At 50.0% G+C, this 25777-nt stretch carries 23 protein-coding genes; all 23 read right to left on the reverse strand.

What is annotated here, in order from left to right; all coding sequences use genetic code 11:
* Window positions 1–222: 222 nt before the first annotated feature.
* Window positions 223–1332 (reverse strand): MraY family glycosyltransferase, encoded by a 1110-nt coding sequence (locus tag CBW46_RS18560; RefSeq protein WP_089201467.1) that lies wholly within the window; start codon window positions 1330–1332, stop codon window positions 223–225.
* Window positions 1333–1459: 127 nt separating this feature from the next.
* Window positions 1460–2152: a WecB/TagA/CpsF family glycosyltransferase gene (locus tag CBW46_RS18565; protein ID WP_089201468.1), complete on the reverse strand. Its 693-nt coding sequence runs from the start codon at window positions 2150–2152 to the stop codon at window positions 1460–1462.
* A 47-nt stretch (window positions 2153–2199) separates the two neighbouring features.
* The gene (gene csaB / locus CBW46_RS18570) at window positions 2200–3327 is read right to left on the reverse strand and encodes a polysaccharide pyruvyl transferase CsaB (RefSeq protein WP_207802330.1); all 1128 of its coding nucleotides are present in this window, start codon (window positions 3325–3327) and stop codon (window positions 2200–2202) included.
* Window positions 3300–5366: a DUF5693 family protein gene (locus tag CBW46_RS18575; RefSeq protein WP_089201470.1), complete on the reverse strand. Its 2067-nt coding sequence runs from the start codon at window positions 5364–5366 to the stop codon at window positions 3300–3302. Before CBW46_RS18575 ends, csaB begins: the two co-directional genes overlap by 28 nt.
* A 19-nt stretch (window positions 5367–5385) precedes the next feature.
* On the reverse strand, window positions 5386–7089 hold the full coding sequence (locus CBW46_RS18580; protein WP_089201526.1) for a phospho-sugar mutase: 1704 nt from the start codon (window positions 7087–7089) through the stop codon (window positions 5386–5388).
* A 105-nt stretch (window positions 7090–7194) separates the two neighbouring features.
* Window positions 7195–7638, reverse strand: a complete 444-nt coding sequence (gene fabZ, locus CBW46_RS18585; protein ID WP_089201471.1) for a 3-hydroxyacyl-ACP dehydratase FabZ — start codon at window positions 7636–7638, stop codon at window positions 7195–7197.
* Between the two features lie 190 nt (window positions 7639–7828).
* A complete protein-coding gene (locus CBW46_RS18590) occupies window positions 7829–8359 on the reverse strand; it encodes a CDP-alcohol phosphatidyltransferase family protein (RefSeq protein ID WP_089201472.1) in 531 nt (176 codons plus the stop codon).
* Between the two features lie 113 nt (window positions 8360–8472).
* Complete coding sequence (locus tag CBW46_RS18595; RefSeq protein ID WP_089201473.1) at window positions 8473–8691, reverse strand: DNA-directed RNA polymerase subunit beta; 219 nt, start codon at window positions 8689–8691, stop codon at window positions 8473–8475.
* A gap of 31 nt (window positions 8692–8722) precedes the next feature.
* Window positions 8723–9556 (reverse strand): flagellar hook-basal body protein, encoded by an 834-nt coding sequence (locus tag CBW46_RS18600; RefSeq protein ID WP_089201474.1) that lies wholly within the window; start codon window positions 9554–9556, stop codon window positions 8723–8725.
* 59 nt (window positions 9557–9615) lie between these two features.
* Window positions 9616–10515 (reverse strand): flagellar hook-basal body protein, encoded by a 900-nt coding sequence (locus CBW46_RS18605; protein ID WP_089201475.1) that lies wholly within the window; start codon window positions 10513–10515, stop codon window positions 9616–9618.
* 50 nt (window positions 10516–10565) lie between these two features.
* On the reverse strand, window positions 10566–11564 hold the full coding sequence (mreB, locus tag CBW46_RS18610; protein ID WP_089201476.1) for a rod shape-determining protein: 999 nt from the start codon (window positions 11562–11564) through the stop codon (window positions 10566–10568).
* Window positions 11565–11753: 189 nt separating this feature from the next.
* The gene (gene spoIIID / locus CBW46_RS18615; RefSeq protein WP_089201477.1) at window positions 11754–12041 is read right to left on the reverse strand and encodes a sporulation transcriptional regulator SpoIIID; all 288 of its coding nucleotides are present in this window, start codon (window positions 12039–12041) and stop codon (window positions 11754–11756) included.
* Between the two features lie 262 nt (window positions 12042–12303).
* On the reverse strand, window positions 12304–13041 hold the full coding sequence (locus tag CBW46_RS18620; protein WP_089201478.1) for a M23 family metallopeptidase: 738 nt from the start codon (window positions 13039–13041) through the stop codon (window positions 12304–12306).
* Window positions 13042–13185: 144 nt separating this feature from the next.
* Window positions 13186–14229 carry a stage II sporulation protein D gene (gene spoIID, locus CBW46_RS18625; RefSeq protein WP_243633393.1) on the reverse strand — a complete coding sequence of 348 codons (1044 nt, stop codon included), beginning with the start codon at window positions 14227–14229 and terminating at the stop codon, window positions 13186–13188.
* Window positions 14230–14395: 166 nt separating this feature from the next.
* Window positions 14396–15727, reverse strand: coding sequence for a UDP-N-acetylglucosamine 1-carboxyvinyltransferase (gene murA, locus CBW46_RS18630; protein WP_089201479.1), 1332 nt, complete (start codon window positions 15725–15727; stop codon window positions 14396–14398).
* Between the two features lie 181 nt (window positions 15728–15908).
* Window positions 15909–16160, reverse strand: coding sequence for a DUF1146 domain-containing protein (locus tag CBW46_RS18635; RefSeq protein ID WP_089201480.1), 252 nt, complete (start codon window positions 16158–16160; stop codon window positions 15909–15911).
* A gap of 23 nt (window positions 16161–16183) precedes the next feature.
* Window positions 16184–18718: a S8 family serine peptidase gene (locus CBW46_RS18640; protein ID WP_243633394.1), complete on the reverse strand. Its 2535-nt coding sequence runs from the start codon at window positions 18716–18718 to the stop codon at window positions 16184–16186.
* Between the two features lie 564 nt (window positions 18719–19282).
* The gene (locus CBW46_RS18645) at window positions 19283–20758 is read right to left on the reverse strand and encodes an NADH-quinone oxidoreductase subunit N (RefSeq protein WP_089201529.1); all 1476 of its coding nucleotides are present in this window, start codon (window positions 20756–20758) and stop codon (window positions 19283–19285) included.
* Between the two features lie 43 nt (window positions 20759–20801).
* Window positions 20802–22430 (reverse strand): complex I subunit 4 family protein, encoded by a 1629-nt coding sequence (locus CBW46_RS18650; protein ID WP_089201481.1) that lies wholly within the window; start codon window positions 22428–22430, stop codon window positions 20802–20804.
* Window positions 22420–24303, reverse strand: a complete 1884-nt coding sequence (gene nuoL / locus CBW46_RS18655) for an NADH-quinone oxidoreductase subunit L (RefSeq protein ID WP_089201482.1) — start codon at window positions 24301–24303, stop codon at window positions 22420–22422. Before nuoL ends, CBW46_RS18650 begins: the two co-directional genes overlap by 11 nt.
* 189 nt (window positions 24304–24492) lie before the next feature.
* Window positions 24493–24801 carry an NADH-quinone oxidoreductase subunit NuoK gene (gene nuoK, locus CBW46_RS18660; RefSeq protein ID WP_089201483.1) on the reverse strand — a complete coding sequence of 103 codons (309 nt, stop codon included), beginning with the start codon at window positions 24799–24801 and terminating at the stop codon, window positions 24493–24495.
* A 5-nt stretch (window positions 24802–24806) separates the two neighbouring features.
* A complete protein-coding gene (locus CBW46_RS18665) occupies window positions 24807–25331 on the reverse strand; it encodes an NADH-quinone oxidoreductase subunit J (protein ID WP_089201484.1) in 525 nt (174 codons plus the stop codon).
* A gap of 2 nt (window positions 25332–25333) precedes the next feature.
* On the reverse strand, window positions 25334–25777 hold the full coding sequence (gene nuoI, locus CBW46_RS18670) for an NADH-quinone oxidoreductase subunit NuoI (protein WP_089201485.1): 444 nt from the start codon (window positions 25775–25777) through the stop codon (window positions 25334–25336).

Below are 25777 nucleotides of genomic sequence, written 5' to 3' on the forward strand. Positions count from 1 at the left end.
CCCTGACTCACGAAAATGAGTAAACAACTACCTTCCAGATTTCGTCATTATAGATTATTTTCCATGTAGTATCACCATAAAAGCCCATCCTGAGGGGGACTTTTGTCGGATCAAAATACCGTGATACAGAAAATGAGTATTTTCTGATCTAGTCATAATTTTCACCAGGCATTATAAAACGGAAAACCCCAAACCAATGTGGTTTGGGGTTGAAGTGCGTATTCATTTAGGCATACGAGTGTCGGTGCTGCGCAGCTCGCGTACTTTTTGCAGAAACCGGAGAACGGGCTTTTTCGTTTGACTGATGATGCCGATCGCTTCAGCGCCGAGCACTAAGATCGCTAGCAATACCGCAATCATCACAACCATTCCCCAGATCACCTGCCGCTCCGACATATAAGAAAGTAGAACCGCTGAAAGCCCGAAAACAGAGGCGACACCGTAGATGATCAGTACAGTTACGCGATGACTAAATCCGAGCTGCAGCAGGCAGTGGTGCAGATGACTTTTGTCAGGCTTGGAAATCGGCAGATTGTTCACCCAACGGCGAAGAATTGCGAAAAATGTATCGGACAACGGGACGCCTAATATCATTATCGGCACCAAGAGAGACAGCACGGTGGCCTGCTTGAAACCCAGAATGGACAGAGTCGCCAAGCTGAACCCCAAAAACAAGGACCCCGAATCCCCCATGAAGATCTTGGCCGGGTGAAAATTATAAAATAGGAAGCCAACAATACTTCCTAGCAAGATCACACTTAATAACACAACAGTCACGTTACCCATCATTACTGCCAGAACAAGGATTGTTGTGGTCGCGATGCCTGAGACCCCGGCCGACAATCCATCCAGCCCATCAATGAAGTTGATTGCGTTGGTCACGCCCACGATCCAGAAAATCGTGAGAGGGATCGCTAACCAGGTAAGTGAGATAGTCGTATCGCCAAAAGGCACGTTCACTAAATCTATTACGGCACCTGAGTACACTACAATGCTGGCGGCGATCAGCTGACCCAACAGCTTCACCTTTGGCGAGAGATCGAAGCGGTCATCCAATGCGCCGACAATGACGATAATGGTGCCACCTGTCAACAGGCCCAACGCCACGTCTGTGTTGATCGAGCCTATGGCCGGTGAAATAACGAGATACGCGCCGACGAACGCAGTAAAAATAGCCAGTCCGCCTAATCTCGGCATTATGCGACTATGTACCTTCCGGTGATTGGGCGCGTCGACAGCCCCTACCCGAAATGCGAAGCGTTTTACCACAGGTGTCATAAGGAGGGCGATCAAACAAGCGGCAACAAAGCCAACTCCGTACAATACATTCATTTAATTCACACAACCCCTTTTTTCTATAAAAAGCCCCAAACTATTACGATTATACTTGGTTTGAGCCCGTAATACTACCTTCATTGATTTAGACTCCAGGCATATTCGGGTATTTTCATAGTTATTTTCAAGGTTTCTGCACAGTATCCTTTTCCCTAATCACTTTCAGCGCGAATTTCGGTAACACTAGCATTCTTTTGTAGCGCCACGGCTCCTGCAGCAGCCGGTAAAACCATTCAAGCCGCAGTTTTTGGAACAGCTTGGGGGCTCGCTTGAGCTTGCCGGATAGAACGTCGAAGCTGCCGCCCACACCCATTATGACAGGCACCTGAAGTTCATTTTTATACTTCGCGATCCACGGTTCCTGCTTGTCTGCTGACCGACCGAGCAGTAAGATATCCGGCTCATGTTCTCGTATTTCGGCAATAACCCGACCATCATCCTCCGCGGCAAAATAGCCGTCCCGGTAACCCACGATGTTCAGCCTCGGATACTGCCTCTGCAGGTTGTCGGCCGCCGCCTCGATAATATCTGGCGAGGCACCTACCAGATAAATCTTCCACTGCTCCGACTCCCCTAGCTGCATCAGACGCTGCAATAGGTCGAAGCCTGTCACCCGTTCTGCAACGGGGTTTCCGACATGCTGTGCCGCCCAAACGATACCGGCTCCATCCGGAACAATCAGGTCCGCCTGTCGCATCATATCCAGATAGGCTGGATTTTCGACCGCCGACATCACCATAATTGGGTTCGCCGTAATAATCTGATTCGGCTTCCGGGCTGCGATCATCCGAGTGATAAGGTCCACCGTGTCGTTCATATTTAGCTTGGAAAAAGGTACTCCAAATATTGAAACTTTAGGTATATTCACCTGACATCACGTCCTTCGGCAAAAAAAGATGCGATTTGCTGTGCAGGTATGTGCGCTTCACTTTTTAGCGCCTCGATTAAATGTGCTTTCTCTTCCTGCCAAGAGCGGCGGTGCGCGAGTAAGTTCAGAGCGTGCGACGCCAGCGCATTCGCGTCAACCGTCCTGGTATCGGCTGCCGCCGACATGTTGAGCCTGCTCAAAAACTGATCGATTTTGGGATCATATGATATGCCGACCATTGGCACACGCTGGGAAGCAGCGTAAATGAGTGAGTGCAGTCTCATGCCAATGAGCATATCACATCGGCCAACCTCAGCCAGCATATGCTGCGGGTGGGTCACATCAGCTGCAACAGTAATTCTATTCGCATAGCGGTCACCTACCAAGCTTATCACATATTGCGACGCTGAGGCATCGGAAGGCAGATGAAACGGCAGAAACCGGAGGTGCGCATCGCTTTGGTCTAGCATAGTCCGCAGCGACTCCGCCAAACCTTGGAGTTCCGAGCGATCCTCATTCCAATACCGCACTGAGACGCCTACCACAGGCGCCGCGGATATCAGAGGCTCCGCCACCTGATGTGCCGCTGCCATGGGCATGCCCATCACTGGATCCGGCACCACCGCGATCTCCGCGGCAACATTCATTCGTCTAAGCAGCTGCTTCGATTCCTCATCGCGAACCGAGAGGAATCTGCAGCGATTAAACACCGTACGAATCCAGCGATAGAACCGCGGCCGATGGACCGGACCGATCCCCTGCGAATAAACGAATGTCGGCTTTCCCAGCCACTGTGCGATTTTGAGAACCGTCAAGTAGTACGGGATCGTTTTACTGCTTGTTTCGTCCTGCAGCAGACTTCCGCCTCCGCTGATCAAACCGTCAGCACTACGAATGGCTCGGAATAACGCACCCAGTTTCATGCGATGTACACTTTCCACGCCGTATGTTCTGCTTGTTTTCTCAGGATCGATGGAAAGAACCACCGGCACAAAACGTACCCCTTGGGCCTTGCCCTGCTCTTCTAAGGCCAGCAGTATAGATTGCAGTACAGCCTCGTCACCGCTGTTGTCAAACCCGTAGTAGCCGGATAATACTATTCTTGTTGCAATAGCGGTGTCCAACGGCGCCAACTCCTTGATAAAATCTCCCACGCGATAATAAAGACAATACCTATTAATATGCCGAACGAGAGTCCGTAAGCTACACGGATTAACGAAATTTCAAGCGGGGTATGCAGATGCGCGAACGTATCGACGATCGAAGCTTGTCCGATTACACCGGTCAGCATAAGCAGTGCTGCCTTCCGATGCTTCACACACAAGTAAGCCCCTAGCAAAAATAACGGATGTGAAATCAGAAACTCCTTGGTCCGGGGACGTACGCCTAAAGTATTCTCCAAAAACGAACGGAACACCCGTTCCAAGGCGGTAGTCTGGCCCTCGTTACCGGTTCTCGACAGGTAATAGAAGCCCACTGCAAACAGCAGCGCCGCGCCGACCACCCAGAGTACGCTTATGTTAGAGGACAGGAGAGCTCTTGCTTTTCGCAGCTTTTCTTTGTATGTTGATTCCTCACTAAACAGCAGCCAATAGATACATACCAGCACGATTGGCATCAGATGTAACACGCTGACGCCCCTGAACTGCTCCAACACTAGCGCATAAGTTACCTGGTTCAGCAAGCCTATGATAAAGCATGCTCCGATCAGTGATACCAACGAAGTGCGTAATAGTAAGACAATCGCGTAGGCTATCCGGGAGCCGAGTTTGGCTTGATGTTTTGCCCGGGCCTCCCGGATCGCCATCATGATTGCAAGCGTCGGTGCACTGGTCCCGGCACCCAATGCGAGAGCTTGAGCGAACAAGCTGGGCGACAATACATACAAGCCGGCCGAACCGATTAATCCGATGACAAACACAAACAATGCTATCTGCGGAATAAAATAAGAGATCATTAATGTAATGAGAGCTACAGCACCAACCCAGGCGACGGCTTTGGCGATCTTCTGCCATCCGGGATAAGCAGGTTGGAACTTCTCCGCGACGCCTGTTGAGTAGCCGGCCGCCTGAATGCGAGGAATCGCGCCGTTCTCGCCTTGCAAGCTGGCGTAAATTGAATCGAGCGGGTTGATTATGGTGCCTTTGTCCACGCTCCTCACGGCTTTGGCATTCAAGAATACCATACGAATGTTACGATCCTTCACAGCGAGCACTAAGCGATCCGCCACGTCTATCTCTCGTTGTCTCAGCTCTGGCTCTGTGATGTTTTCGGTTAGCTTTTCTCCATCCTTTTCTGTTAATGGATGCAGCCTCACCACATCGTAGTTAATGTTTTTCGCCAGCCGGCTGAAGCCTTTTTGTGGAACTTTCTGAAATAATGGTTCAATGACGGCAAGCCCGATGTTGTACTTCTTCATCAGCTCGGCCATTGCGTCAAGGTGCTCATGGTTGTTTTCATTGATGAATCCCGGCACCGTTTCGCCATCGATGACAAACCGTTTCACACCATACTGCTGCTTCAACCGGGCAAGCAATGCGTTCATCTGAGCGGCATCGAACGGTCTGCGGTTGGACATGCGGACGACGATCTTGAAGCCTTTTTCCTTCAAAGTATCAAGGGCGATGGGATCAGGATCCATCGTTTTCAGGTTGGCTTCCTCCATGCCCATCTCAATGATCATTCCCGCCTGGTTTTTGAAGCTCCAAGGTCGCATCTTTACGTTCAGGCTTTTGAAGGTCTGCTCAATTAGCGGCTGCAGCTTCGTCTGTGCTTCTTTGTCTGCGAACAGGATGTAGGTGAAGTTTTCATTAGGTAAAACCGGGGTTTGCGTCAATGCGGTCGCCTCATGTGAAGAGAATACCTCAATGCGCCGGCTCAGCCTAAATTCATTCAATGTTGATTCATAAACGGCCATGGAATAAATCCCCGATTTTTTCGCTTCCGTCAGTTGGTGCGTGACAAAAGAGCGAGGATCGGTCTGAGTGTCCGAAATTTCTAGCAAATCTCGATAATCTAGAACGAATTCGACTTTTTGCGCAGTGTCTTGTTCCGTTTCATTTCTGACAAAGGCTAAAGGCAGTGAAGCCAGCACTCCAAGGATGACCAACACCCACAGCCATTTAAGTAATTTTTTATTTAATCGTAAGTAAAGCCCGCTCAACACGTTCACTCCTACGTTTTTATTGGTCGACCCGGCTCATCACTTCATCTACGAGCGAACGCAGGGCGGCCGAGGCGGCATCCGCTGAATCACCACGCACCGCAAAATATACTTTAATTTTCGGTTCCGTGCCAGAGGGACGCAAGCAGAACCATGAGTCGTCCGCCAGTGTATATTTTAGTACGTTTTCTGTGGGCAACCCATAGAGGCCTTGGGCAAAATCCTCCACTTTGGTCACCTTATGTCCATTAATCGACACCGGCGGATGGCTGCGCCATTGTTCCATGATGGCTTTGATTTTCTCTACCCCATCCTTGCCCTTCATTGTCCGGGATTCAAGCTGCTCCAAGAAATGGCCGTGACGGTCATACAGTTCTTGCAGCACTTGGTAGAGGTTTTTCCCCTGGCTCTTATAGTAGGCGGCGGCTTCACAAATCAACATGGATGCGATCACCGCGTCTTTATCGCGTGCGTAGTCACCCGCCAGGTAGCCGTAACTCTCTTCATAACCGAACAGGAACTGTGCTTCCTTGGTAGTTTCAAATTGAGTCATCTTCTCGCCGATGTACTTGAACCCGGTGAGTGTGTTCAATGTATCTACCCCGTAATGCGCAGCTACTGCGGCCCCCATCTCGCTGGTAACGATAGTCTTGATGACTACACCCCGCTCCGGCAGAGCACCACGCTGTTTTAAACTACCTAGCAAATAGTCAATCATGATAGCACCGGACTGGTTACCGGTCAATACGAAATATTCTCCATTGTCATCCTTCACCACGGCACCCATGCGGTCGCAGTCAGGGTCGGTGCCAATGATAATGTCGGCATCAACTTCTTTGGCCAGCAGCATTGCGAGCGCAAAAGCCTCTTTTTCTTCGGGGTTCGGCGATTTCACAGTGGAAAAGTTGGCGTCCGGCAGCTCTTGCTCGTCTACCACATGGACCTGGCTCACACCAATGTTTTTCAGCGCTGCACGCACCGACAGATTGCCTGCCCCATGCAGAGGAGTGTAAACTACGCGGAAATCACCGCTCATTTCCCTTACCACATCAGAATGCAGACTGACCGCGGTGACCGCCCGCATGTACTGCACATCCAGCGCGTCACCGATCCAAAGCAGCAGACCTTTCGCTTCAGCGTCCGCTCTCTTCTCCCGCTTTACATCTGCGAACGACTGGACCTTCCCTATTTCTGCAATAACCTGTTTAGCCTGATGCGGCACCAATTGTCCCCCGTCCGAGCCATACACTTTGTAACCGTTATACTCCGGAGGATTATGGCTGGCTGTTATCACGATACCCGCGTCCGCCTTCAACGCTCTCACGGAAAAGGATAGCTCAGGCGTCGGGCGCAGCGATTCAAACACGTAGGCTCTAATGCCGTTGCCTGCCAGTACTTTAGCAGCTTCGAGAGCGAACTCTGGGGATTGATGGCGGGAATCGTAAGCGATAACGACAGATGGATCGGATTTTGCGGTGTTGTTAACATATTGTGCGAGTCCCTGGGTTGCTCGTGCAACCGTGTAGAGATTGATGCGATTTGTCCCGGCGCCAATTACGCCGCGCAGTCCGCCTGTGCCGAACTCGAGATCGCGGTAGAACCGGTCTTCGATTTCTTTTGGCTGGTCTGCAATCTGTTTTAACTCATTCTTTGTATTAGCATCAATAGCCGAGTCATTCAGCCACAGCTGATATTGCTCTTGCGCGCGGATTTCCGTACTCATATGGTCCATCCCTTTCTCATCTGCATAAATATTAAAAATCATACAGGTTGTTACCCAATTTTAAAGAGAGGTACAACTCAGAGCCAGCTGGTACATTTGTCCAAGCTATTCTTGAGCCTTCTTTGCATCCGTCAGAGCAAACATTAACTCGCCTTCCGCAACAATTTTATCGCCGACCTTGGCGACTGCCTGACCTTTGCCGATGCTGCCCTTGAAACGGGTAATCGCGAGCTCCAATACCAGCGTATCGCCGGGCACGACCTGGCCCCGAAACCGGAAATCATTAATACCCGCGAAGAAGCCCAGCTTGCCCCTATTTTCTTCAACCATCAACATCGCAACCGTTCCCACCTGAGCCAGTGCTTCTACAATGAGCACACCGGGCATCACAGGATATCCCGGAAAATGACCGGCGAAAAAAGGTTCATTTATCGTTACATTTTTCACACCTACCGCACGTACACCAGGCTCCACTTCTAATATGCGGTCCACCAGCAAAAAAGGGTACCGGTGGGGTATTATCTCTTGAATTTGCATAGCATCCAACACCTAAGAATGCTCCTCCCTCGATTTAGTATAAAATTAGTAAATTCAACTTACACTAGGAATGTCCCTTCATGATCTGCAGTAATGAGGGTTCATATAAGGGAGCTTATCGCCAAGTGCCCAAAGCGGAACCGGCGGTAAGCTCCTTTTTGCGGTCCCAAACGGATTAGCACGGAGCACATCCACAGCGGCACTACCGCTGCGAATTTACTTCGTCATTTCTGTTAAGCCCGGCAAACTGATAAATGTAGATAATCGAAGTCAAAAATGAGATCGCAATCACAATCCAAAGGCACACATGCGCATACGGAAATTCGAAAATAATCAATAGAATGGCGAAATAGTACAACACCGTGGTCAGCTTGCCCATCACATTGGCGGGAACCGTTTGCTTGCCGCGGAAATGGAAAATCGCTGAACCAATAATCATTCCAGCATCACGGAGAAACATGGCAATCGCCGCTTGCCAGGAGATCATCTCCGAGAACACAAGAGAGAGGATGACGGCGATCATCATCGTCTTGTCCGCCAACGGATCTAACATTGAGCCAAACTGCGTCACCAAATTACGTGTCCGGGCGATATAACCGTCCAACACGTCGGTGATACCCGCTAACAATAAAACCAAGAAGGCCGCCTTGACATGGCCCGCACTAAAGACCAACAGGTATACGGGAATGAGCAAAAACCGGCAGACGGTTAATAAATTCGGCAAATTCCACATAACCTTTCGGTCCTCCCCACGTATTTTGGGCACTCGTGCCACCACTATCATTATAACGTTGTTAATACAAAAATAAAACTCCCTCGCAGGGGAGCCGCCTGGTGTAACAGTTGTTAGTTTTCAGCAAAAATCAGGTCATAGATGTGGCGCCAGGTCTCAATTTGAAAGACCTCATGCATAGGCCGTCTGCCTAAATACACGTACCCTGTAACTAATCCGGCTACCACGGCCGCGACGCATAAGACCGGCAGCCCGATCCTCGCCAAAAGAACCCATATTCTTCGTCTGCGTTTCTTGGGCGGCCTCGACTTGCCAGCTTCTGTTTCGGTCATGCTTTTCAGTACCTCGCTTTAAGGGTTCGCGCTAGCTATTACGTAAGTTGTTCGCGATTCCCATCATCGTCTCCGACGAAGTCACGGCTCGCGCATTCAACTGAAAGGCGCGCTGCACTTGCAGTAGATCCGTCATTTCATCGGCCAGGTTGACGTTAGATTGTTCTACGAAGCCTTGTTTTACCGTGATAGGAGTCTCCGCATTGTTAGCCGCTGGCTGCAGCACGTCCGGGTTTGCAATGCCCCCCGCCAGGGTGTATTGGTTATTGCCCAGCGGCTGCAACAGCTGCGGCCGTAGTACACGCATCAGCTTTAACTGTCCAGCCTGTACCGGGGCGGCTGTCTTATCGGCGTCGTTAAACGCCAAAATGGTACCGTCGGACTGAATCTGAATGCGATGGTCCACCGGTATTCGAATGGGGTCGTCGTTAACGCCGATCACCGTGCCGCCATCTTTGGTGGTCAATACCATGTTCGTCGGATCCGTGTCCGGGCGCAGGTCGAACGAGCCGTCTCGGGTGTACACTGGGGCACTGCCATCTGCGCTCGCAATTTCAAACAGCCCGTTGCCCTCTATGGCGACATCCAGTGGATTGTCGGAAGCTGCGAGGGAGCCCTGCGCCATATCCATTTGGGCCTGCACCAGTCTTGAGCCCCAGCCGTGATTATACCCCAGTGGCGATAGACGCCCTTGCTGCTGAAAGCTCATCGGCTGCTGCTTCACGCTGGTCAACACATCCTGGAACGAAGCGTCCATTCTCTTATAACCGGCAGTATTGATATTCGCAATATTATTTGACAACATATCCAGCTTGCGCTGAAGAGCGTGCATTGATACAGAAGCAGTAATTAAAGAATTATTCATGTTGTTCCTCCCACACGCTTTGCCGAGCAAAACGGGCTTGTACAATTAGCATCATGTTGTTATATACGACCCACATCGTTCACTGCTTTTTCCATACTGCGGTCGTAAAATTGTACGACTTTTTGGTTGGCCTCGTAAGCCTTGAGTGCAGTCATCATATCAACCATAGATTGAGCTGCATCCACATTCGAGCGCTCTACAAATCCTTGTCGAACTTCGACAATGTCCTCAGCATTGATTTCAGCCGCCAGACCCTCCTCGCCGGGATTAAGCCGATACACGCCATTACCCTCACGAACCAGGCGATCCGGATCCTCAATTCGAGTGATCAATAAGCTAACTGGCTGATTGTTGGCGTCCGTTATAGGTGTACCGTCCAAATTCAACAGTGCGCCCCGGCTGTTGATACGGAAATCAGTGATAGGCTCTCCGGTGCCACTTGCACGCAATATGATGGGTTGTCCATCGCCGCCCAACACAGGGTAACCATCTCCGGTGATCAGCTGTCCTCCTTCAGTGGCGGAAAATTTACCGTTTAGAGTATAGCTTTGCCCACCTTCGCCATTAGCAACTGTGAAGAATGCCTGCGGTTGAACTATCGTTTCACCATCTGGCCCAACGGACTTACCGGATTCATCGAATAGCACACCGGGAACTTGCAGGTTAGAAATAAGAGCAAAATCAAATGGATTGTTCGTTTGCTGCAGATCTCCCTGCTTGCGAACTGCGACATTCTCCTCGGCCATGACTCCTGTGTTCAGGCGGCCGACCGGCACGCTGACCGACTCACCCCTGCCGTTACCGATACGGGCAATTAGCATTTCCGGAAAGGACCGACTGATGGCATTACCCGCTTTAAATCCCGGTGTATTGACATTGGCCATGTTATTCGTCACGATGTCGTGTTTGCGCTGCTGTGAAATCATGCCCGACGCTGCAGTATATAGACCTCTTAACATAAACTAGAAAACCCTCCCAGGGCCGATGTTGTTGTTTGGTAAACGACTACTTAAATTTTCCGCTTTGGTAACTTTTCCAGGTTGTCCAACATAATTCCGGTACCGTTGACCACAGAATGCATGGGATCGTCCGCGATCAATACCGGCACTTTCAGCTCGTCCGCCAACAACTGGTCTATTCCGTGCAGCAGAGCTCCACCGCCTGTCAAGATGACTCCCCGATCAATGATGTCGGCGGATAGCTCTGGTGGCGTGTGTTCGAGGACGCTCTTGGCTGATGCAACGATGGACGCTACCGGATCACTTAGTGCCTCTTGTATCTCTTTAGAATTTATGGATATCGTCAGAGGCAGTCCGCTGACCATGTCTCGGCCGCGGATATCCATCGTTTCGCTCCGTCCGTCCGGGTATACTGTGCCAATCTTCATTTTAATATCTTCCGATGTCCGTTCGCCGATCAACAATTTATATTTATCTTTGATGTACTTCATTATGGATGAATCGAACTTGTCCCCCGCGATTTTAATAGAAGAGGAGGTGACGATGTCGCCCATAGATAAAACGGCCACATCCGTCGTGCCTCCACCGATATCTACAACCATATTACCGCTTGGCTGGAATATATCCATCCCCGCACCGATAGCTGCAGCCTTGGGCTCCTCCACCAAAAATACCTCGCGAGCCCCGCTTCGTTCGGCTGCTTCACGTATCGCTTTTTGTTCAACGGAGGTTATATTAGTAGGAGCGCAAATGAGGATTCTTGGATGACTGTACCACTGCTTGCCTCCTACCTTGTTAATGAAATACTTCAACATCATTTCAGTAATGTCAAAGTCGGCGATTACACCATCCTTGAGCGGGCGGATCGCTATGATGTTGCCCGGTGTACGGCCGACCATACGGAAGGCTTCCACGCCAACAGCGAGCACCTTTTTCGTATCGCTTTCAATCGCGACTACGGAGGGCTCATCCAGCACAACCCCACGCCCCCTGACATGGATCAGCACATTCGCCGTGCCCAAATCGATGCCAATATCCTTACTCAACATTGAAAATTTCCTCCCAACAACAACCGTCCATTCTCAATTAAGAAGCGGTACCTAATTTCAATCATTTATAAGGTAAATTCGCTATATATTTGCAAATTCCTCTTTATACCTATCTTTTTTTTCGACAAATAGCGCTTCCTGCGTCATTCGATACGGTGAGGGAGCTTGACACGAGGCTGTTTCAGCCTATTACTTGACGGTCACGAGCTTATCTTGCGTTTTGGGACTGCGGGTTTTCCGATATTTGATCTTGGTCGCTTCCCCTCCGCGCAGGTGACGAATCGACTTATGATACTCCAAAATATGTTTCACTTGATTAGCCAAGTCCGGATTGATCTCGGGTAATCGTTCGGTCAGATCCTTATGCACCGTGCTCTTGGAAACGCCGAATTCTTTTGCGATTGTGCGAACCGTGTGCTTTGTTTCCACCAGGCATCGGCCGATTTTGATGGTTCGCTCTTTGATGTAATCGTGCAATCCCCTCGCCTCCCTACTCGAGTTAGTTTGGTACATTATATGAGGGGCGTTTACTTATATTCTTTGTTTCCAAGCCTGACAAGCCCAACCGCTTACAATTATTTTCAGGACAAGCGACAAATCCGCGGATAAAATGCCAGGGAAGTTCGCATAAAAAAATGGTCTCACCAGACAAACCATCGATGAACTTCTTCCGGCTGTATAACTCTTCCCATACGAAAAAAAGGAGCGCTCCAGCGCTCCTGATATATTATGTAGATGCTTATTCAGTCTCGGCAAAGAACTGCTCCGGATTAACCGATTGTCCGCCCTCGCCTTGTCTCACTTCGAAGTGCAGATGCACACCTTGCTCTTTTTCCAGCTCGTTACGACCGGCTTTGGCGATCGGATCTCCTTGTTTGACTTCGGCGTCCTTAGTGACTTTCACTTCCGCGAGACTCTGGTAGACAGTCACCAGTCCGTTGCTATGCGTGATCTCAACCAAGTTACCAACCACAGGATTTTTTTCAACAGCCGTTACTTTGCCGCTCATTGCCGCCAGCACGTCAAACGTTTGATCGTCAGGCTTTGCAAAATCCATACCCATGTGAGGCGTAAAGGTGTCGCCATACTCAACCATTGCAGCTTGTCGTACTTCATTGGAAGCTTTGCTGTCGAAGAACGGCAGTACTACCTCGAGTTCTCCCTTTTCCGCGAATGGCAATTGCATTGCTTCAGCAGCGGTGTTCGCTTCGACCGCCTCAGGCTTGCTTACACTCTCAGTTACTGTGGTTTGGTCCTTGTCACCAAGTCCAAGCTCACCGGTGAAAACCGATTTGCCGGCATCCTGGTAGACCCACATTAACGTTAAGATAATTGCCGCGGCCGCCATGTACGTTGCAGGAAATACCCACTTTTTTGCCAAAAACCTTTTCCATGTAAACGTTGTGCTGCTCTGTGCTCCCTCGTTGGATTTAGGAGCTTCTTCCTTGTTCTGTAAATCTTTTTTTTGTTCACTCATAGATTTATCACCTCGCTAACCATTGTTGCCACGGATACGAGTTTTATACGCGAGGTGCTCTACTTTTACAGACATTTTTTCAAATATTCATATAACATCCAAACAGACGCGGCGTAGGCCAATTCGAAAGATCGCAGAGCTCGGTTACGAGCCTATTAGACTGGCTGCGCTTTGTATTGCTATACCGGTGTAATAATGTTTGACGATTTCCTCCGCGGTCTTGCCTTCCCGGGCCATGCCATTGGCGCCCCACTGGCTCATCCCAACCCCATGACCGTAACCAAACGTGGTGATGATGAGATCTGTTCCCTTCCAGTTCCATTGAAAATGCGATGAGTTTAACCCGAGCCTTTCCCGAATTTCCCGTCCACTGAACACTTTGCCGCCAACTGTCATTTTTTTGATACGCCGCCCTTGGCTGGTCTCCAACACTCGTAAACCGCTGCTTTTGCCCGCCGAAACAGGAATCATCCGGTTGGTTCCCAATCTCCTCTGCAGCTCTTTGGCGGAAATGCTGACCGTTTCTGCGTAACGTGGTGATAAATGAATATCCCAAGGTGAAGGTACACTCCGCAAATAAGGGATGTACGCATTCCAATAATCTTCCGAATTCTCCGTGTAGCCGTTGCTGGTTGAAAAAAAGTTCGCCTGAATCGGTTCATCCGCATAGGTTAGTATGAAATCTTCAGTCTCATTCACAGCACGGTCGAGTTTGTCCGAGTTAGCCGTATACGCATCCGCTCCCCAACGCTGCTTAAGTTCATCATCGCTGACATATGCTTGATGAGCAATCGTGTCAGTGACCCAGGCACCGGCGACCGGCACGTTGCTAAAATCCTGCTGCACGTATCTTCTAATAATATAGGTTCGAGCAGCCATCGCTTGCGCCTTCATAGCTTCCAATTCGAACTCTATCGGCATCTCCGCCGCGATTACACCTCTCACGTATTGGTTGAGTTCTAGTCGGACGACCTTTTTTTGTTTCGTCAAGTAAAGAGCGACTTCCAATGACGGTGTAGTCTCCGCCTGCTTTCGTTCAATTATCACCGGCGCATCGTCATCGAAAGCAGCAGGCGTGGGGGAGGGCGCGGGCGTATCCTTTTCAAGAATCGATGGAACGGCCACTATCACCGCTATAAACCCGGACAGGCACGCTGCCACCCATTGAAGTACTTTCTGTTTGTCCAAATTGTGTTCCTCCATCATTCTATCGTGACAGGAAAGTTGCCTGCTCGTTACAGGTAAAACCATGATATGAATGAGAAAGATAGAATAGAACCCGGACATAGAAAAGAGGAGACTCTCAAAAGTTACAGAGAATCTCCTCTTTCGGTTGCATGATAAAGATGCCTGTTTAAGCCATACTAGGGCTCGGGCTAATGGTAAAGATCGAAATGCTGTCCTTCTTCACTTCTTCTTCCAACGTGTCAACTACGAGACGTTCGATGTCTGCGCCAACCTGCTTGAGCTTACTGGCGATATCCACGTAACCGCGGTCAATATGATGGATGCCCGTGATCTCGGTTTCGCCTTCTGCAGCAAGAGCAGCCAAGATGAGGGCCGCGCCAGCGCGCAGATCGGTCGCGCAAACCTTTGCACCCCGGAGCTTACCGCCGCCGTTGATCACAGCAGTACGGCCATCCACCTTGATTTGTGCGTTCATATTCACCAATTGTTCCACATGCATAAAACGGTTTTCGAACACGGTCTCGGTGACGATGCTAGTGCCGTCGGCCGTTAAAAGCAGTGCCATCATTTGGGACTGCATATCGGTAGGAAAACCCGGATAAGGCAAAGTCTTCACATCAACAGAGCGAAGCGGTCCGTGGGTGAATACCCGCAATCCGTTCTCATCTTCCTCGATTTGTACGCCCATTTCCTGCATTTTTGATATGACCGGACGCAAATGGTCGCCGATCGCTCCTTCAATATACAAGTCACTGCCTGTGATGGCAGCGGCGATCATATATGTACCCGCTTCGATCCTGTCAGGAATCACCGTATGTGCGGCACCGTTCAACCGCTCCACACCATCGATTCGAATCAATCCGGTGCCGGCCCCACGAATTTTGGCGCCCATGGCATTCAAATAGTTGGCCAAATCGACAATTTCCGGTTCTTTCGCTGCATTCTCGATGGTAGTCGTGCCTTTAGCCAGCGAGGCTGCCATCATAATATTCTCCGTTGCGCCAACACTGGCAACATCCAGATAGATCTTGGCGCCCTTAAGCCGTCCTTTGCTGCGGGCTTCGATGAAGCCCTGCCCGAGCACAATCTCAGCGCCCATCGCCTCAAACCCTTTTAGATGCTGGTCTATCGGACGGGTTCCAATAGCACAGCCGCCGGGCAGTGAAATTCTCGCCTGGCCCATCCGGGTCAATAAAGGTCCCATTACGAGAAAGGAAGCTCTCATTTTTCGTACCAAATCATAGGAAGCCTCACAAGTACTAATATTTTGCGCGTTTACGCGTATTGTCTCATCTTTATACTCAATTTCGATTCCAAGACTCTCAAGCACTTTGTTAATGACGATGACGTCGTCCAAAGGAGGTGCCTCGTAAATCACACTCTCTCCTTCTGAACCCAATATAGAGGCTGCTATAATCGGCAGGACTGCGTTCTTTGCTCCATGTATTTTGATTCTGCCTGACAACCTTTGGCCGCCGCGGACGATAATCTTGCTCATCATGGTCCCCCTCCGCGCTGTTTTCTTTGCACACTGTAACAGTTTAGCATTGAACCTTCAGCATGTAAATTTTCATTTTGTGACAAATCAATCAAGATAGTATTCGGAACCAACAAGGGATTTATAACGGTGGTACTACCCATTGTTGACAAAGTTCTCCTCTGTTATTCCGATAATCCCGTCAAAACATGCCTCCGATCCAGGTTGACCAGTGATAGTAATCAATGATAAATCGGGCGGCCTGATAGCCTACCGAGACCGACAGCAGGATTTGCAGCAATGTGCTCTGAACGCTTTTTGGCCGTTTCAATAGTTTACCGAAATTAAGCTCCTGAAGCGCCCACCACGATCCACCGATACAGATGAGTACGATAACAATATTCAACAATCCGTTCATGCCCATAGAGGCGTTCATTTGATCTACATAGTCCAATGTCATCCCTGCTTCGTATTAATCTACATTTTCATTCTTGCTAACATGGTAACAAACTCCGCACGCGAAGCTTGCCGGTCCGGCCGAAACGTGCCGTCCGCGTAACCGCCTATCCAACCTTCAGCTTTCATTTGTCTTAGTACGCTGACGCCCCAATAATCGTTGTCCACATCGGTGAATGGCGGATCGCCCCTGACTTGTCCCGGCTTGTTCATGCTTCGCGCGAACATCGTAATCATCTCCATCCTGCTGACAGGCTGATCCGGAGCAAACGACTGATCAGGATAACCGCCCACGATCCCACTCTGTGACGCCCTTGCTATGTGAGCGAATGCCCAGTGATCTGCCGGGAGATCGGTGTAATCGACATTTTTTTGCTGCTTCAGTTGAAATGCCCTGCTCAAAATTACGGTCGCCTCGGCACGGGTGATAGTCTGATCCGGGCGAAATGTATAATCGGCGTAACCATCAATGATGCGCTGGCGGCTCATTAGCATAATACTGCTCTCTGCCCAATGGCCTTGGACGTCACTATATCCGGCCGTGAGCGGCTTTGCACTTACTGTGAATTGGTACAGATGCCGGTCAAAGGGCTGAGCAGCAGTCAATTTTACATAGTGCGTTCCGGCAGGCAGACGTTCGTTGAGTTCAACCTGCTTGCCGCCTGACGCGTTCGTTACTGGCCGCATGCTGCTGTCATACAGGGACATCTGCATAGCGATGTTAGCAGGAATCTCGCTCAAGCTCAACTGCACTACACTCTCTTGCGGCACTTCAAACTGAAACCAGTCCGTATCCGATTGTTTGTCGAACAAACCTGAGTAAGGCGAGTTCAACGATATTGCGGTGGCCTGATACGATCGGTTGTTAGGCTCATTCGGATCGATCTGCTTGGCATCATAGTCTATCACAAGTGTGTACTCGCCTTCGACCGGAAGCGCGTATTGCTTCACATTCGAAACGCGGATGTAGTAGCTGCCGGGAAATACCTCGGACAGCTGCATCGTCTCCGCCGCACCATCTCCGCCGTCGTCAACCGAGTAGGACCTCTCGCCCTGCTTTTGCACAAACAGCACTGGATCAATTCGCGCAGTATCCGAGCTTAACCGGATACGTAGACTGCCCGATATCTGCACCGGGAGCTCAAACCAATCCTCGTCGTTCATCTGGTGGAAAGTTCCCTTGATCGTTTGGCTGCGCGAGGGTAGGACCGAAGCCTTATATTGTCGATCGTTGTCCTCCATTTGATCGCGATATATGTCAAAAGATGTCGTCAATTGGTAGCGTACTTCCGATTCAACGCTGCGGTTGGACAGCTGCAGCTGCACGTGACTTCTGCCTTTGCTCACTTGGAGGGCTGTCGGCTGGCCCGGCTTTGCCGTTACGTTGGTGAATGTGCCGTGTACGTTGGTATGCTGCACTGTCACTGTCTGGCCGGATGGTATGTGAAAATTTAAGTGTACTACCCCATCGTACGGGGCATCTAAATAAAACCAATCCTGATCGGAGCCTCCCGCAAAAGCAGCGCTGTTCATTTTACTGACTGAGATTGATTTCGCTTGATCCTTACGGTTGTTTGGCTCATACATGTCCGAGCGGGGAGTCTCTGTCAAGGCACGGTCAGCGCGCAGCAGTCCATACCCTGTGGTTCTGTCCCAGCCGGCAGTCGACAAATCTTGCGCTGTCTGCTTGAGCAGTTGACGCAGCTGGGCAACATTCAAATCGGGATGACGACTCCACGCCAAAGCGGCGACCGCTGCCACTTGTGGGGCGGCCATTGAAGTTCCATCTTTCAGCTCGTATGAGCCTCCTCTGGCGGTAGTGAATACGTCCCACGGAGCCACAAGATCGATCTCGGACCCGCTGTTGGAGCGTTCGTCAGCAGTTAAATTACTGTCCATGCCCCCGACCGCTAAAACCGTCGGATATGCGGCCGGATACTTGACCCGGTTACCTTCGTTACCGGTGGCCGCCACCAGCAGTACATTACGCTCTTCTGCATAGCGCACTATGTCACTCATGTAAGTGGAGTACTTATTTAAACCAAGTGACAGCACGACGATTTTCGCGCCATGGTCGATTGCATAGCGAATGCCCTCGCCGAGCTTCGCCTCGCCTCCGGAGCCATCGGATTCCAGCGCCTTGATCGGCATGATCTTGGTCTGCCATAGTATACCTGCCACGCCTTTATCATTGTTACCTACAGCACCGACAACGCCAGCGACATTGGTGCCGTGACCGTTGTCATCCTGAGGCGGCAGGTTTGGATCAATCAAATTGACCCCATCCACCAAATTAGGCTGAAGATCCGGATGATTCAAGTCTACTCCCGTGTCAACAATTGCTATAGTTAATCCGGCATTTCCGGTTGTGACATCCCAAGCCTGGTTCGCATGAATTTGCGCTAAATAAGATTGCTTCTCCACGAAGGGATCGTCCGCCGCCGCTGCAGTCAGCACTTCCGAGCTTTTGGCGTACGCATTTCCCGCACACAGCGTGCCCAGAAATAAGACCATGATCCAAAGAAAGAAATGACGTACTACCTTGGTATGAAGCATGCTCATGGTTCCTTTACATCTTTTTGATAACAGCATTTAAGTATTCGCTAAAAGGTGGATATTTCCCTGCAATCACACAAAAAACAAATTAGTAAATATTGGATTACATGTTACCATAATATTGCATAAGTGACCGCTGCATTACCGCACTACTATCTATTTTTGTTCGCGTTCTACTCTGCCTGTAAGCTATTACCCAGTATAATATTATTACAAGCATGCTGCAGAGCGGAAGCTGTAGATTATTTCAATGTGTGAGTCAAAATTCGACTCCAACCCCACATGCTCGTAATCAAAAATAACCATTTAAGGTAGGGTGATTATCGGTAGCGGGTGGACGTAAGAGAGTATAAATCCGGTGTGTGCGCAGCAGAACGACAACAGCCAGGGCAGCAGTTTCGTAACATGAAGAAAAGCTCAGCGGCTTCCGCCTTGTGCGGACCCTCTGAGCTTGATTATACACCATTGCAGCCGGCGTGAGGCCTGACAACAATGGTAACTTACGACCATCGCGGTCGCAAAAGAGACTGACAGCACTGTCTCTTTTAACGACAATCTCTAAGCTTAGCTGAGAAAGAACAAGTCCTGGGTCAATGAGAAAATTCCTTCTATCCACCCTAACACCCAGTGCGGTATCACGCCCAACAGCACGCTGACGCCGGCGCACAACCATATGGTGATAGCCAACTGCCATGTTGCCGACACCGGACGCGATTGAAAGTCGCTACGCATGAACATCTGACGAATCAAACCGAAATAGTAGTAAAACGATACAACGCTGGTGCCGATCAACACGGCAGCCAACCAATAATTGTGAGTCTGCACGGTCCCCAGCATGATGTACAATTTACCGAAAAATCCGCCCGACAGAGGCAGCCCCGCTAAAGATAACACCAGCAGTACAGTAGCCACCGCGAGGCCCGGCGCCCGATAGTATAGCCCGGCCAGTCCATTGATGTGCTCTTCCCCCGTCGACCGTTCCAACACCATGACCACGGCAAATATACCAATATTCATAAAGAGGTACGCGATCAGATAAAAAGCAAATTCCGAAAAGTTCGAGTAATGGACCATCGAAAACTGGATAGCAATAGGCACAAGCAGATAGCCGGAATTGGCGATTCCGGAATAGGCGAGCAGACGTTTCAAATTAGTCTGACGCAGCGCGATGAAATTACCGAGTATCATCCCCACTGCCGCCACGATCATTAATGACAGCAAAACATCCTTATGAAGCGGGTGTTCCATCAGTGCGCCTATTCCATACACGCCGTACAACACACGGAATAAAATCGCAAATGCCGCACCTTTGGACACGACAGCTAGAAATGCCGTGATAGGGGTCGCGGCCCCCTGATATACATCCGGCGCCCACATATGAAACGGCGCTGCAGCGACTTTGAAAGCAAATCCGGCGAGCAGCAGAAAGAACGAGACGTAGATGAAGGGCATTGCATCAGCAGCGTTTTGCCCCAGGGCAGTGTTGATTTCGGCTAAATTTGTCGAACCTGAGATGCCGTATAAAAAGGACATGCCGTACAAGATTATTGCCGAGGAAATACCTCCGAGCACGATATATTTAAACGCACCTTCATTGGCCCGAATATCTTTTTTGCGCATGGCTACCAAAATGTAAGACGTAATGCTTAGCAACTCCAGGCCGACAAACAGCGTAATCAAATCTCCTGAGGAGGCCATGATCATACCCCCTACTGTCGCCGGCAGCAGCATGTAATAATACTCTCCGACATGCGGTACTTCCTCTTGCCGAACCGCGCCGATACTCATAAATGTTACCAGGCCGACGCCTGCCAGCAGGACAAGTTTCATGATATTGGCGAAATCATCGACCCGGTAGCTGTAATCAAGCAGATGCTTCGGCTCAGCCGGATTGAGTGCGCTGATGACGAAAAGGGTAGAGATAATGATGCCAACCAGGGAGAGCCAGCCCAGTAAAGAGCGGTTCACCTGCTTTGGGAGCACGAGGTCGATCAATGACAATACCACAGCAGCGATGACCAGAGTCAGCTCCGGTGCCATATATCCCAGGTCGCTCCATTGGAGCCGTAGTTGATCCACCGGCCTAACCTCCTATCTTAGCGATGCTTTGGATAAATTGATCAACGCTGCTCACCGTTTGCTGCAGCGGGTCGTTCAGCACCGCTGGGTAAATACCAAGCACAAGGATAAATGCGGCAAGGGTCACCATGGGGATGGCCTCTACCAGCCGTGCGTCGCGCATACTGTCCTGCTGCTGCTTCAGGGGGCCATATGTGATGCTGAGCACACCCCGGAGCACATACACCGCCGTCAGTATCACACCAAGCGTACCGATGATGGTAATCACTTTCGCGGTCTGAAACAAGCCTACAAACGCCAGAAATTCACTAACAAAACCGGATAAGCCCGGGAGCCCCAGCGAGGCCATCCCGGCAAGAAGAAGAATGCCTGAGATAAATGGGACGCTTTTGGCTAAGCCGCCCATTTCGTCGAGCATGGAGGTTTGCGTTCGTTCATAGATAGCGCCAACCAGCAAAAACATCAACGCGGAGATCAGCCCGTGGGATACCAATTGGAAGATAGCGCCTTGCAGGCCGATCGAGTTAAATGCCGCAATCCCTAAGAGCACAATACCCATGTGGCTTATACTGGAATAGGCGAGTACCAGTTTGAAATCCTTTTGTACCAATGCCAATACCGCACCGTACAAAATATTGATCACGCCTAATACGCCTAATACGGTGGCCCACTGCGCTGCCTGCTCGGGAAACAACAGCACCCCAAATCGTATCATCCCGTATGCACCCATTTTCAGCAAAACACCGGAATGAATCATAACGATGGGCGGTGGCGCTTCCGTATGCACTTTAAGCATCCACGTGTGGAACGGAAAAATCGGAAGTTTAATTCCGAAAGCAACCAACAACATAATGAACAATGACCATTTCATTGCATCGCTCAAATAAAACGGATTCGGCGTCCCCCCTAGGTCGGGTTGGTTCACGTAAGAGGCTGCTTCGCCGAACAAATTATGCGTAATAACGCTTAGATCACCGGTATAAAACAGGGTTCCTGTCTCCGCGGAATCTTTGAAGCCGGCCGTGCTGACGAGAATCAAGAAAGCTACTAACATAATTGCGGAACCAAGCCCGTTGTAGATGAGGAATTTATTTGCCGCCTTTTCCCGATCTATATAACCCCAAATGCCGATCAGAAAGAACATCGGGATTAGTGTCACTTCAAAGAATACGAAAAATAAAAACAGATCCTGAGCCATAAACACGCCGAACATCCCAGTCTCGAGGAGCAGAAACAAGATGTAGTACGTTTTCCACCTTTTTTTGATGTAGACGGAGGCAACAGCTGCCATCGTGCTCACCAGAGCGGTAAGAAAGACTAGCGGCAATGAGAGTCCATCGACTGCCATATTGTATTGAAACTCGAAGAAAAACGATGTCAATTGATTCAGGCCGCCCACTTCGTGATTCAGGGGTACGTGAATCCATGCCGCTTCTTCTTTGAATTGCATTCCAACCAGCTCAGGATTGAAAGCGGCATACAACCACGCCGATAACGTTAAGGGAATCAATGTGGTGACAATGGCGATCGTTCTGATCCACTTCCCCCAATGCTGAGGTATAAACATAAGTACGAGTACTCCGAGCATTGGAGAGAAAGCAATCAGTGACAGGATATAAATGTCATTCGGCATTGATAAACCTCCTTCCCGCCACAGCCAAGATCAGAATGACCATACCAAGCAGGGTCGCCAAGCCGTATGTTTGCAAATGACCGTTCTGCAGACGGGAGCCTAATTTGCCGATACCGACCACCGAATAACTCGCAAGCCGGACTACGCCATCTACCACATAGGTGTCAAACAAATGCAGAAGCGACCCGAGCCCCGCCAAAGGTCTGACAATCACCGCGTCGTAAAGCTCATCAATGTAATACTTGCGATGCAGCAGTCGGTAAAGCCAGGGCGCACGAGCGGAGACCGCATCGGCGGGGATTGAACGTTTGACGTACACCATGTACCCGAGCCCAATGCCGAGAACACCGGCCAGCGTAGATAACACCATAACCGCGACATTGGCGTGCTCCTCTGCGGCGTCTCCCGTTAACCACGTGCCCAGCCACGGATTGAATGGGGTGAACACAAATCCTGCCACGACGGCTAGCACGGCTAGAATAATAAGCGGAATGGTCATAGTGGCTGGCGACTCGTGCACATGACTTTGATGGCGCGGTTTGCCTAAGAAGACGAGAAAAAATAGCCTGGACATATAGAACGCGGTGAAACATGCGGCGATTAGCCCTACCCAGAACAACAGCTGGTTATGCGTATAGGCTTCCGTCAAAATCGTATCCTTCGACCAAAAGCCGGACAACGGAGGTATTCCCGCTATCGCCAGCGCGCCGATACCGAATGTCCACGCGGTAATTTTCATTTTGCGGCCGAGCCCGCCCATCGCGTGAATGTCCTGAGTATGCACGGCGTGGATTACGCTGCCCGCCCCTAGGAACAGCAGTGCCTTAAAGAACGCATGCGTGAACAAATGAAATATCCCGGCAGTGTAGGCAACTGTTGTGCCGATGCCGAGAGCCATCATCATATATCCGAGTTGGCTGACGGTAGAATATGCGAGAATGCGTTTGATATCATTCTGCACTGTCCCGATAGTCGCTGCGAAAATAGCAGTGAACGCCCCAACGCAGGCAACCACCGTTAACGCGACCGGCGACGCCAGAAATATGTCGAACGTGCGTGCCACTAGATATACGCCTGCTGCAACCATTGTCGCCGCATGGATTAGGGCACTGATCGGAGTCGGACCTTCCATGGCATCAGGCAGCCAGGTGTGCAGCGGAAATTGACCTGATTTGCCCGCCGCACCAACAAAGATCAAAATTGCAATCCATGTCGCAATATCCGGCGGAATTTTTCCCGTGCTGAAAGCGTTATGGATGGAGCTAAAATCGAGAGCATGATTGGGCATTGCCCAGAAAAGCAGCAGAATCGCGATGAGCAGGCCGACATCCCCTATCCTGGTGACAATAAAAGCCTTTTTCGCTGCCGCACGGGCTTCCGGTTTGTGGTACCAGAAACCAACCAACAGAAAGGAACACACGCCTACCAGCTCCCAAAATATGTACAACTGAACCAGGTTTTCAGATATGACCAGCCCCAACATAGAGAACGTGAACAATGCAATATAAGCGAAAAACACATTGATTCGTTCATCGCCGTGCATGTAACCTCTGGCATACAGGTTAACCAACAAGCTGACAAGAGTAACGATCACAAGCATTAGTGCATTCAGGTTGGTTATTTCGAAGCCGAAGTTCAAGGAAGCCGTGTCTAGCTGCAGCCACAGCAGTTTGTTCCATGTGTAGTCTTCGATCTGCCCGCTAAGTCGTTCCGCAAAAACCAGCAGAGACACGATAAACGAAGCGAATACGGCAGTAATGCTGATGTAAGCCCCAAGTTCCTTTAGTTGACGCCCAATGGCCGTTAAAATTAAGAATGATAACAAAGGAAACAAAGGGATGAGCCAGGCGTACTGCGAGTAGGCCGATATCATGTATTTCTGTCCTCCTCCGAGCTTGCTCAAAGCCAAGCTTACCACTAATGCGTTGCTCAGATCACCCCGGGCAAGCTCACATGCATAGTATTATTTCGCTTGCTTTACCGAGCTTACTATACACAGCTATTCTCAGCTTGCACCGGGATATCTGCCGTAAGCGACTAATTGAATGTACTAGCGGCATGGCTACCGTTTCAACGAGTTCATTTCATTGACATCGGCTGTCGCCCGATTACGATACCATGCAATCAAAATTGCAACCCCTACAGCGGCCTCGGCCGCCGCCACCGTCATGCTGAACAGAGAAAAGATCTGACCGGACATCCCGGGTTGTACGCTGAATTTGGAGAAGGCAACCAGATTTAGATTCACGGCGTTGAGCATCAGCTCGATGGATAACAGTACGATCACCGCATTCTTTTTGGACAAAGCCCCATACAGCCCTATACAAAACAAAATCGCTGCAAGCGTCAAATACGGAGTGGCCAATTCCATCCTGATCAATCCTCCTCTCGTTTGGCTACCACGATAGCACCGATAAAGGCCACCGTCAGCAGTACCGACATCAGCTCGAAAGGTATGACATGCTGGTTAAATAACAGCTTGCCTATCTCCATGGTATTATCCTGTGGGGCCTCAAATTCCCCCGGGGATAAATTAACCGTTTGAATCGCATAGAACAGAATACCGAATAGTCCGGCCGCTCCGATAAAAAGCAATGTGTTATACACCGGACGCTTGGGCTCTTCCTCTTCTCCCTGATGCTTCGTCATCATGATCCCGAAAATCATTAGGATGGAAATGGCGCCGGCATATATCAACACTTGCACAAAGGCGACAAACTCGGCATCCAGCAGCACATATAAGCCGGCCAAGCTGATAAACGCCACCGCGAGCGCCAGCACCATGTGGACAACTTTGGTGAAGCTGAGCATGAAGATGGAGCCGCCTATGGCGAGAAGGGCGAAGATGAAAAAGGTGACGTTTTCCCCGCTGGATAAGAAAGCTACGATGTTCGCCAGCATGATTATTTTGCCCCACCTTTCGGCAGAGCTGAATTGTTTTCCTTCCTGACGTTCACATTGTTGTCATTCAACCACTCTAGGTTTTTGAATAAATCATCCCGGCTGTACGCGCTTAATTCGAAGTTGTTGGTCATCACAATGGCTTCGGTGGGGCACACTTCCGTACATAGATCACACAAAATGCATATCTCAAAGTTAATGTCATAAGTGTCGATGACCTTACCTTTTTTCTCGGGGTCCGGGTTAGGCTTTCCGGTCAATGTAATACACTCCGTCGGACATATTCGAGCGCACTGGTTGCAAACTATACATTTGTCCGGATCAAAATGCTGTATTCCGCGGAAACGGTCAGGCATTTCAAGCGGAACGTCGGGGTAAGCGTAGGTGACTTTTTTCTGTGTCATGCTTTTCAGGGTTACGCCCAGTCCTTTGACTATGCCTTTCAT

This window comes from Paenibacillus xerothermodurans (assembly GCF_002220865.2).
Classification (GTDB): domain Bacteria; phylum Bacillota; class Bacilli; order Paenibacillales; family NBRC-103111; genus Paenibacillus_S; species Paenibacillus_S xerothermodurans.